The sequence below is a fragment of the Streptococcus parasanguinis genome, from assembly GCF_001578955.1.
Taxonomy (GTDB): domain Bacteria; phylum Bacillota; class Bacilli; order Lactobacillales; family Streptococcaceae; genus Streptococcus; species Streptococcus parasanguinis_U.
Window position 1 is genome coordinate 760201 of sequence record NZ_KQ969689.1, and the last position, 8772, is coordinate 768972.

The following is an 8772-nucleotide window of genomic DNA, read 5'->3' on the forward strand; positions in this document are numbered from 1 at the left end:
CCTTCGGGCCGTTGGGCTTCCTCACGAACGGTTTAACGAAGATGCGCTCCGGATCATGCGAGGCTTTCGCTTTCAAGCCAGTCTCGGCTTTGAATTAGAAGAGGCAACCTTTGATGCCATGAAGGAGTGTGCTCCCTTACTTGAGAAGATTTCAGTAGAGCGTACCTTCATCGAGTTTGATAAACTCTTGCTTTCTCCATACTGGAGACAGGGTTTGGAGGCTATGCTGGCAAGTGGAGCCTATCACTATCTGCCAGAGATGAAGGATCGCAAAGAAGCGATCGAGCGTTTGTTTGACATAGAGTTGGAGTATACCTTTTCAACTTCTGAGCAAGCCTGGGCTGCTTTGGTCTTAGCACTAGAGATTCAAGATATTCCAAAATTCTTTAAGAAATGGAAGACATCTAGAGAGTTTGCCAAGACGGTGGAGCAGATCGTGGAGATTCTTAAGCTCCGAGATAACGGAAGTCTAGACAAGCGTGCTTGCTACAAGTATGATAAGCGTTTGTTGCTAGTGGCTGAAGAGCTTCGTGAAGCGTATGCCTTGAGTGTGGATTATTTGGCCATCGAGCGAGTTTATGATAGCTTGACCATTCATGATAAGCATGAAGTGGTGGTCAATGGTGGAATGCTGATCAAAGACTACGGCTTTCAACCAGGTCCAGCTTTAGGAGAGATGTTGACAAAGATTGAATATGCCATTGTCGATGGGGAACTGGCCAATGAAAAAGAGGCCATCATCGCCTATATCCAGCAAGCAAAAGAGGAGGAAAAATGAGCGATTTTATTGTCGATAAATTAACCAAATCTGTCGGAGATAAGACCGTCTTTCGTGAGATTTCCTTTATCATTCATGACTTGGATCGGATCGGATTGATCGGGGTCAATGGGACTGGAAAAACCACGCTGTTAGATGTGTTGTCGGGTCGCTCTGGCTTTGATGGAGATGTGAGTCCTTTTTCTGCAAAGAGTGATTATACGATTGGCTACTTAACGCAGGAACCAGACTTTGATGATCAAAAGACGGTTCTGGATACGGTGCTATCTAGTGATTTGCGAGAAATGCAGCTGATTCGCGATTATGAATACTTGATGGCGGATTACCGAGAAGAGAACCAAGCACGTCTTGAAAAGGTCATGGCGGAGATGGATTCGCTTAATGCTTGGGAGATCGAGAGTCAGGTCAAGACGGTCCTTTCCAAACTTGGAATTGAAAATTTGAACGCCAAAGTTGGGGATCTATCTGGGGGCTTGCGTCGTCGGGTGCAATTGGCACAGGTTTTGCTATCTCACCACGATCTGCTCTTACTAGATGAGCCGACCAACCACCTAGACATTGATACCATCGAATGGTTGACCAATTTCTTGAAGAACTCTAAGAAAACGGTGCTATTCATTACCCACGATCGCTATTTCTTGGATAATATCTCGACAAGAATTTTTGAGTTGGATCGAGCTAGTTTGATTGAGTATCAAGGCAATTACCAGGATTATGTCCACTTAAAGGCTGAGCAAGATGAGCGTGATGCAGCCCTTCTTCATAAGAAGCAGCAACTCTATAAGCAGGAGTTAACCTGGATGCGGCGGCAACCCCAGGCGCGTGCGACCAAGCAACAGGCGCGGATCAATCGATTCCATGATCTCAAGCAAGACTTGTCTGGTCAAAGCAGCCAGACGGATTTGGAGATGAATTTTGAGACCAGCCGGATCGGAAAGAAAGTCATCGAGTTTAAAGATGTGAGTTTTGCTTTTGAAAACAAGCCGATTTTACAGGACTTTAACCTCTTAGTCCAAAATAAGGACCGCATCGGGATCGTCGGGGATAATGGCGTCGGCAAATCCACCCTACTCAATCTGATCGCAGAGCGCCTCCAGCCTCAGTCAGGGCAAGTCATCATCGGAGAAACCGTTCGGGTGGCTTATTTCTCACAACAGATTGATGGTTTGGATGAGAGCAAGCGCGTGATTAATTTCTTACAAGAGGTTGCGGAGGAAGTCAAGACGACTGTTGGAACAACTTCGATCGCAGATCTCTTGGAGCAATTTCTCTTCCCACGCTCTATGCATGGAACCTTGATCGAAAAACTCTCCGGTGGGGAGAAGAAGCGCCTCTTTCTCTTAAAACTCTTGATTGAAAAACCGAATGTGCTTCTCCTCGATGAACCGACCAATGACTTGGATATTGCTACCTTGACGGTTTTGGAAAACTTCCTTCAAAACTTTGGTGGTCCCGTTATTACCGTTAGCCACGACCGCTATTTCCTTGATAAGGTGGCAAGTAAGATCTTAGCTTTTGAAAATGGTGGCATTCGTGAGTTCTTTGGTAATTATACGGATTACCTGGATGAAAAAGCCTTTGAAACAGCTCAAGCAACGGCCAGTCGCAAGGATGAAAAAGAGAAACCGGTTAAGGCCAAAGTAGAGAAGAAGCGCATGAGCTACATGGAAAAGCAAGAGTGGGCGAGCATTGAAGCAGATATTGAGGCCATTGAAAATCGGATCTCAGAGATTGAGGTTGAAATGAATGAAAACGGCTCTGACTTTGGCAAATTGTCTGCTCTTCAAAAGGAACTGGATCAGGAAAATGAGCGACTGCTTGAAGAGTATGACCGCTATGAATATCTGAGCGAATTAGATGAATAAGGAGGCCCTATGAATCAATTGAACCGGATATCCCTTGGGATTTCAGCCACTATTTTTACCATTATCGGTATCGTCTTGTTTATCAATCCGATTGAGCACATTGGCTCATTTAGCTGGTTGATTTCCTGTGGTTTCTTTTTAATCTCCCTTTCTCGTTTTTCACGCTATTACCGATTGCGCCAAGCTGGTATCATTCAGCAGCAACAGCTCTTTCACAGCATGGTCGCCTTAGTTTTTGCAGTCTACTTACTGCTCTATGGCTACAAGACCTTGCCGATTGTCTTTCCAGTCACTTTAGGGATTTGGCTGATCTATCGTTCGATTTTAAACTTCCGAAAAGCCAATTTCTACTCGAGAAAGGTTGAAGAACTATCCAAGCGATATATTTTCTTTGCTTTGATCCAACTTTTTACTGGCCTATTTTTAATTGTCAGTCCGTTGTCCATCAGTGTTTTTCTACTTAATATTATTGGATTGATTTTCCTTGTCCTAGGTCTTCAATCCTTCAGTTTCTTGTTAAAAAGTTGAGAAAAGTTACGTGCAAACCTTTGCGTTTGACAAAAAGTCTGATATAATAGAACTGTAAGTGTTTACAGGTTGAAAGGAGTAATAGATGTCTAAAAAAATTATTGGGATTGACCTTGGAGGAACTTCGATCAAATTTGCCATCCTTACCTTGGATGGGGAAGTTCAAGAAAAATGGTCTATTAAAACAAATATCTTGGATGAAGGTAGCCATATCGTAGATGATATGATCGAATCAATCGCGCATCGTTTGAAATTGCTTGAACTCGATGCTTCTGAGTTTCAAGGAATTGGAATGGGATCACCTGGTGTCGTTGACCGTGAAAAAGGTACAGTTATCGGTGCCTACAACTTGAACTGGAAGACCCTTCAACCAGTCAAAGAAAAGATCGAAAGCGCCCTTCATATTCCATTCTTCATTGATAATGATGCCAACGTTGCTGCTTTGGGTGAACGTTGGAAAGGAGCTGGTGAAAACCAACCAGATGTTGTTTTCATGACTCTTGGAACAGGTGTCGGCGGGGGAATCGTCGCTGAAGGTCGCCTCTTACATGGTGTGCGTGGAGCTGCTGGTGAGCTTGGTCATATCACTGTTGATTTTGATGATCCGATTCAATGTACCTGTGGTAAAAAAGGATGTCTCGAAACGGTTGCATCTGCAACTGGTATCGTCAACTTGACTCGTCGTTATGCGGATGAGTACGAGGGAGATTCTCAATTGAAAGTCTTGATCGACAATGGTGAAGAAGTGACCGCTAAAACTGTCTTTGATCTAGCAAAAGAGGGTGATGCTCTTGCTTTGATCGTTTATAAGAACTTCTCACGTTACCTTGGGCTTGCTGCTGCCAACATCGGTTCAACCTTGAACCCATCTAAGATCGTTATCGGTGGTGGAGTTTCGGCTGCAGGTGAATTCCTTTTGGAAGGAGTGCGCAAAGTCTTTGAAGAAAACTCATTCCCACAAGTGCGTGAATCAACACAATTGGCTCTTGCTACCTTGGGAAATGATGCCGGTGTCATTGGTGCGGCATCCCTTGTTTTACAATGAGACGTCAAGTAGGAGATCTAGCAGATGCTTGCATCTCCTTTTTTTCTTTGTCCTGTGTTATAATGAAGGCAAAACTGGATTCAAGGAGTGTATATGACAAAAGCAGATAAAGTATTTAAAGAATATATTCGTAAAATTATGGAAGAAGGGGTCTGGTCAGAGCAAGCGCGTCCCAAATACAAGGATGGCAGAACTGCCAACTCCAAGTACATCACGGGAGCCTTTATGGAATTTGATCTCGCAAAAGGCGAGTTTCCTATCACCACCCTTCGTCCTATCGCGATTAAATCAGCCATCAAAGAGATGCTCTGGATTTACCAAGATCAGTCTAATAGTTTAGATGTCTTGGAAGAAAAATACAATGTCCATTACTGGAATGACTGGGAAGTTGGAGATAGCCGGACGATTGGACAGCGCTATGGAGCAGTGGTCAAAAAGCATGACATTACGAATAAGATTCTCAAACAATTAGAAGCCAATCCTTGGAATCGCCGCAACATCATCACGCTCTGGGATTATGATGCTTTTGAGGAGTCAGAAGGACTCTTGCCATGTGCATTTCAGACCATGTTTGACGTTCGTCGCGTAGAAGGAGAGATCTATCTAGATGCAACCCTGACCCAGCGTTCTAATGATATGTTGGTAGCCCACCATATTAATGCCATGCAATATGTAGCCCTTCAGATGATGATTGCCAAACACTTTGGTTGGAAGGTAGGGAAGTTCTTTTACTTCATTAATAACCTTCATATCTATGATAATCAATTTGAACAAGCAGAAGAATTGCTCCGTCGTGAGGCGACTAATTGTCAGCCTCGCTTGGTTTTGAATGTACCAGATGGAACCAATTTCTTTGACATCAAACCAGAAGATTTTGAATTGGTCGACTATGATCCAGTTAAACCACAGTTGAAGTTCGACCTTGCGATTTAAATTTAAAAATGTTGTTTTTTCTACTCATTTTTCGGATTTGCAAAACGCAAAAATGAAGACTAAGCTAACTTGTGGCTAAGAAAAACCGCGAATTCCTCGCGGTTTTTTCTGTTTGTATTTTAAAAATATCCTCCAAACTAGATAGTTGAAATCTGTCTTTTATAAGAAAATTTGATAAAATAGAAGTATCAGTGTAAAGGATGAGAGAATGAAAAAGATTATTGGTATCTGGGCTCAAACTGAAAATGGCATTATTGGAAAGGACCAAGTCATGCCTTGGCATCTGCCAGCTGAGCTTCAGCATTTCAAAGAAACGACCATGGGACAAGCAATTCTCATGGGAAGAGTGACCTTTGATGGAATGAATAAAAGGGTTCTACCAGGTCGGACCAGCATTATCTTATCGCAAGATCAAGCCTATGATCCTGAGAATGACGCTGTACTCGTCATGCACAGCAAGGAAGAAGTCTTGGACTGGTTTCAGAACCAAGAGAAGAATCTTTACATTATTGGAGGCAGTCAGATTTTAAGGCTCTTTTCTGACCAGCTAGAAGAGGTGATCCAGACCATGATTCATGCAGATATGGATGGCGATACATTGGCACCAACATTTGAAGAGAACCGCTATGAAAGAGTACGTCAAGTCCATCATCCAAAAGATGAGAAGAATCCATTTGATTTTACTGTCACCTATTACAAGAGAAAGGATTTAGATTAATGGAGCGAAGTGTCTTTGGTTTTTTTACAGCTGTCTTGTGTGTCATCTGTATGATTTGTGCCTTACAAACTTTTCGTAAAAAACGGTTTGGCCTCGCTATTTTATTCTTACTAAATGCTTTTACCAATCTTGTAAATTCTATTCACGCCTTTTACATGACCTTATTTTAAACTAAATAGAAATAGAAAATGACAGAAAGAGGAAATACATGCCAACGAATCAAAATAATGATATGATGGTTTACTGTTCATTTTGCGGAAAGAGTCAAGATGAAGTCCAAAAAATCATTGCAGGGAACAATGCGTTTATCTGTAATGAATGTGTAGAGTTAGCACAAGAAATTATTCGTGAGGAGCTAGCAGAAGAAGTTCTTGCAGACCTTAGTGAAGTTCCAAAACCAATCGAATTGCTCAATATCTTGAACCACTATGTGATCGGTCAAGATCGTGCCAAACGTGCCCTTGCTGTAGCAGTATACAACCACTACAAACGCATTAACTTCCACGATACGCGCGAAGATGAGACAGATGTTGAATTACAAAAATCAAACATCCTCATGATTGGACCGACTGGTTCAGGTAAGACTTTCTTGGCCCAGACCTTAGCACGTAGCTTGAATGTCCCATTTGCTATTGCCGATGCAACAGCCTTGACAGAAGCTGGTTATGTGGGAGAAGACGTTGAAAACATTCTCTTGAAACTTCTTCAAGCAGCTGATTTCAACATCGAGCGTGCAGAACGAGGCATTATCTACGTCGATGAAATTGATAAGATTGCTAAGAAAAGTGAAAATGTCTCTATCACACGTGACGTTTCTGGTGAAGGGGTGCAACAAGCCCTCTTGAAGATCATCGAAGGAACCGTCGCTAGTGTCCCACCTCAAGGTGGACGCAAACACCCGCAACAAGAGATGATCCAAGTGGATACCAAGAACATCCTCTTTATCGTAGGTGGAGCTTTTGACGGGATCGAAGAAATTGTTAAACAACGACTTGGTGAAAAAGTCATCGGTTTTGGTAAGAACAATAAAGCTATTGATGAATCAAGCTCTTACATGCAAGAAATCGTTGCAGAAGATATTCAAAAATTCGGGATTATCCCAGAATTGATCGGACGTCTTCCAGTCTTTGCAGCTCTTGAGCAATTGACAGTTGACGATCTTGTCCGTATTCTAAAAGAGCCACGCAATGCCTTGGTAAAACAATACCAAACCTTGCTCTCTTATGATAACGTTGAATTGGAATTCGATGATGAAGCCCTTCAAGAGATTGCCAATAAAGCCATCGAAAGAAAAACAGGAGCTCGTGGACTTCGTTCGATTATCGAAGAAACCATGATGGATGTCATGTTTGAAATTCCAAGTCAAGAAGATGTCAAACTTGTCCGAATCACAAAAGAAGCTGTAGATGGAACTGAAAAACCAATTCTTGAAACAGCCTAGAAAGATAAAATATGGAAATTAACACACATAATGCGGATATCCTCTTAAGCGCTGCAAATAAGAGTCATTATCCTCAAGATGAGATTCCAGAAGTTGCACTTGCCGGTCGATCCAATGTCGGCAAGTCTTCTTTTATTAATACTCTCTTAAACCGAAAGAACCTGGCCAGAACATCTGGGAAACCAGGAAAAACCCAATTGCTCAATTTCTTCAATATCGATGATAAACTCCGTTTGGTAGACGTACCTGGTTATGGCTATGCACGTGTCTCTAAAAAAGAGCGCGAGAAGTGGGGGCGGATGATTGAAGAATACCTCACTAGTCGTGAGAACTTAAAAGCAGTCGTTAGCCTAGTCGATTTTCGTCATGAACCTTCAGCAGATGATGTCCAGATGTATGAATTCTTAAAATATTATGAGATCCCTGTGATCTTAGTTGCTACTAAAGCAGATAAGATTCCGCGTGGAAAATGGAATAAACACGAATCGATCATCAAGAAAAAACTAGATTTTGATCCAGCTGACACCTTTATCGTTTTCTCTTCTGTAACCCGGGAAGGACTAGAGAAGTCATGGGATGCTATTTTAGAAAACGCGTTTTACGAAATAAATTGAAATGACATGAAAATGTCATTTTTATTTTGGATTTATCTCGCAATTGTAATACAAGTGTAATAAAATCTTCCTTGTTTTTGTCGTTTTATATGGTATAATTTATATAAAGATAAAAGATGATAAAAAATTAATTGGAGATAAATTGTATAATGAAAAAGAAAATACGAAATAAGACGAAATTGTTTAGTTTGATTGTTTCGGTATTAGCAGTGGGGACATTTGTAGCTGCTATGAGTGAGCACGTAACGTCAGTTGGTGCAAACGATGGAACTTACCAAACGTATTCAGATCCTACAGAAGCTTTTATTTCTCAAATTGGAGAGTCTGCTCGTCAACTCGGTCAAGAGAATGACCTTTATGCCTCTGTAATGATTGCCCAAGCGATCCTTGAAAGTGGATCAGGTCAGTCGGGCTTGTCTTCTTATCCACATTACAATCTCTTTGGTATTAAAGGAAGTTATGATGGTCAATCTGCCGTAATGCAAACGTGGGAAGATGATGGTGCAGGAAATGCTTATACAATTAATGATGCATTCCGTTCTTATCCTTCTTATTATGAATCATTGCAAGACTATGTAGCTGTTTTGAAACAAGGACATTTTGCAGGGGCTTGGAAAAGCAACACATCTAGTTACCAAGATGCAACAGCGGCTTTGACTGGTGTTTATGCTACCGATACAAGTTACTACGCAAAACTAAACCACATCATTGAAACTTATAATTTGACTCAATATGATTCACCTAATGTTCAGGGTGGTATTACAGGTACGGTATACAATCCTTATCGTCAACAGTTCACTTCTCAAGAAATCCTTAATTTGGATATTGCTTGGGCTAATCGATTGAATTG

9 protein-coding genes are annotated in these 8772 nt (G+C 41.6%); all 9 read left to right on the forward strand.

Translation table 11 applies throughout. From position 1 onward, the window contains the following. A partial coding sequence (locus SPADD19_RS12540; protein WP_481906736.1) for a tRNA nucleotidyltransferase/poly(A) polymerase-related protein occupies nt 1-778 on the forward strand: 778 nt, incomplete at its 5' end. Beyond that, nucleotides 775-2643 carry an ABC-F family ATP-binding cassette domain-containing protein gene (locus SPADD19_RS03690; protein ID WP_061455239.1) on the forward strand — a complete coding sequence of 623 codons (1869 nt, stop codon included), beginning with the start codon at nt 775-777 and terminating at the stop codon, nt 2641-2643. The genes SPADD19_RS12540 and SPADD19_RS03690, both read left to right, overlap by 4 nt. Nucleotides 2644-2652: 9 nt before the next feature. Further along, nucleotides 2653-3171 (forward strand): hypothetical protein, encoded by a 519-nt coding sequence (locus tag SPADD19_RS03695; RefSeq protein ID WP_003016328.1) that lies wholly within the window; start codon nt 2653-2655, stop codon nt 3169-3171. Between the two features lie 85 nt (nt 3172-3256). Next, on the forward strand, nt 3257-4216 hold the full coding sequence (locus SPADD19_RS03700) for an ROK family glucokinase (protein ID WP_049498429.1): 960 nt from the start codon (nt 3257-3259) through the stop codon (nt 4214-4216). 93 nt (nt 4217-4309) lie between these two features. Further along, complete coding sequence (locus SPADD19_RS03705) at nt 4310-5149, forward strand: thymidylate synthase (protein WP_061455240.1); 840 nt, start codon at nt 4310-4312, stop codon at nt 5147-5149. 208 nt (nt 5150-5357) lie between these two features. Beyond that, the gene (locus SPADD19_RS03710) at nt 5358-5867 is read left to right on the forward strand and encodes a dihydrofolate reductase (protein WP_061455241.1); all 510 of its coding nucleotides are present in this window, start codon (nt 5358-5360) and stop codon (nt 5865-5867) included. A gap of 208 nt (nt 5868-6075) precedes the next feature. Beyond that, on the forward strand, nt 6076-7308 hold the full coding sequence (clpX, locus tag SPADD19_RS03715; RefSeq protein WP_003001797.1) for an ATP-dependent Clp protease ATP-binding subunit ClpX: 1233 nt from the start codon (nt 6076-6078) through the stop codon (nt 7306-7308). 11 nt (nt 7309-7319) lie between these two features. After that, the gene (yihA, locus tag SPADD19_RS03720; protein ID WP_003016353.1) at nt 7320-7922 is read left to right on the forward strand and encodes a ribosome biogenesis GTP-binding protein YihA/YsxC; all 603 of its coding nucleotides are present in this window, start codon (nt 7320-7322) and stop codon (nt 7920-7922) included. A gap of 149 nt (nt 7923-8071) precedes the next feature. Then, the coding region (locus tag SPADD19_RS03725) for a glucosaminidase domain-containing protein (protein ID WP_128861573.1) at nt 8072-8772 on the forward strand (701 nt) is incomplete at its 3' end.

Bases quoted from the DNA above. Each gene is read 5' to 3' on its own strand.
- SPADD19_RS03690 (WP_061455239.1), top strand. From the start codon at position 775: ATGAGCGATTTTATTGTCGATAAATTAACCAAATCTGTCGGAGATAAG.
- SPADD19_RS03695 (WP_003016328.1), top strand. From the start codon at position 2,653: ATGAATCAATTGAACCGGATATCCCTTGGGATTTCAGCCACTATTTTT.
- SPADD19_RS03700 (WP_049498429.1), top strand. From the start codon at position 3,257: ATGTCTAAAAAAATTATTGGGATTGACCTTGGAGGAACTTCGATCAAA.
- SPADD19_RS03705 (WP_061455240.1), top strand. From the start codon at position 4,310: ATGACAAAAGCAGATAAAGTATTTAAAGAATATATTCGTAAAATTATG.
- SPADD19_RS03710 (WP_061455241.1), top strand. From the start codon at position 5,358: ATGAAAAAGATTATTGGTATCTGGGCTCAAACTGAAAATGGCATTATT.
- clpX (WP_003001797.1), top strand. From the start codon at position 6,076: ATGCCAACGAATCAAAATAATGATATGATGGTTTACTGTTCATTTTGC.
- yihA (WP_003016353.1), top strand. From the start codon at position 7,320: ATGGAAATTAACACACATAATGCGGATATCCTCTTAAGCGCTGCAAAT.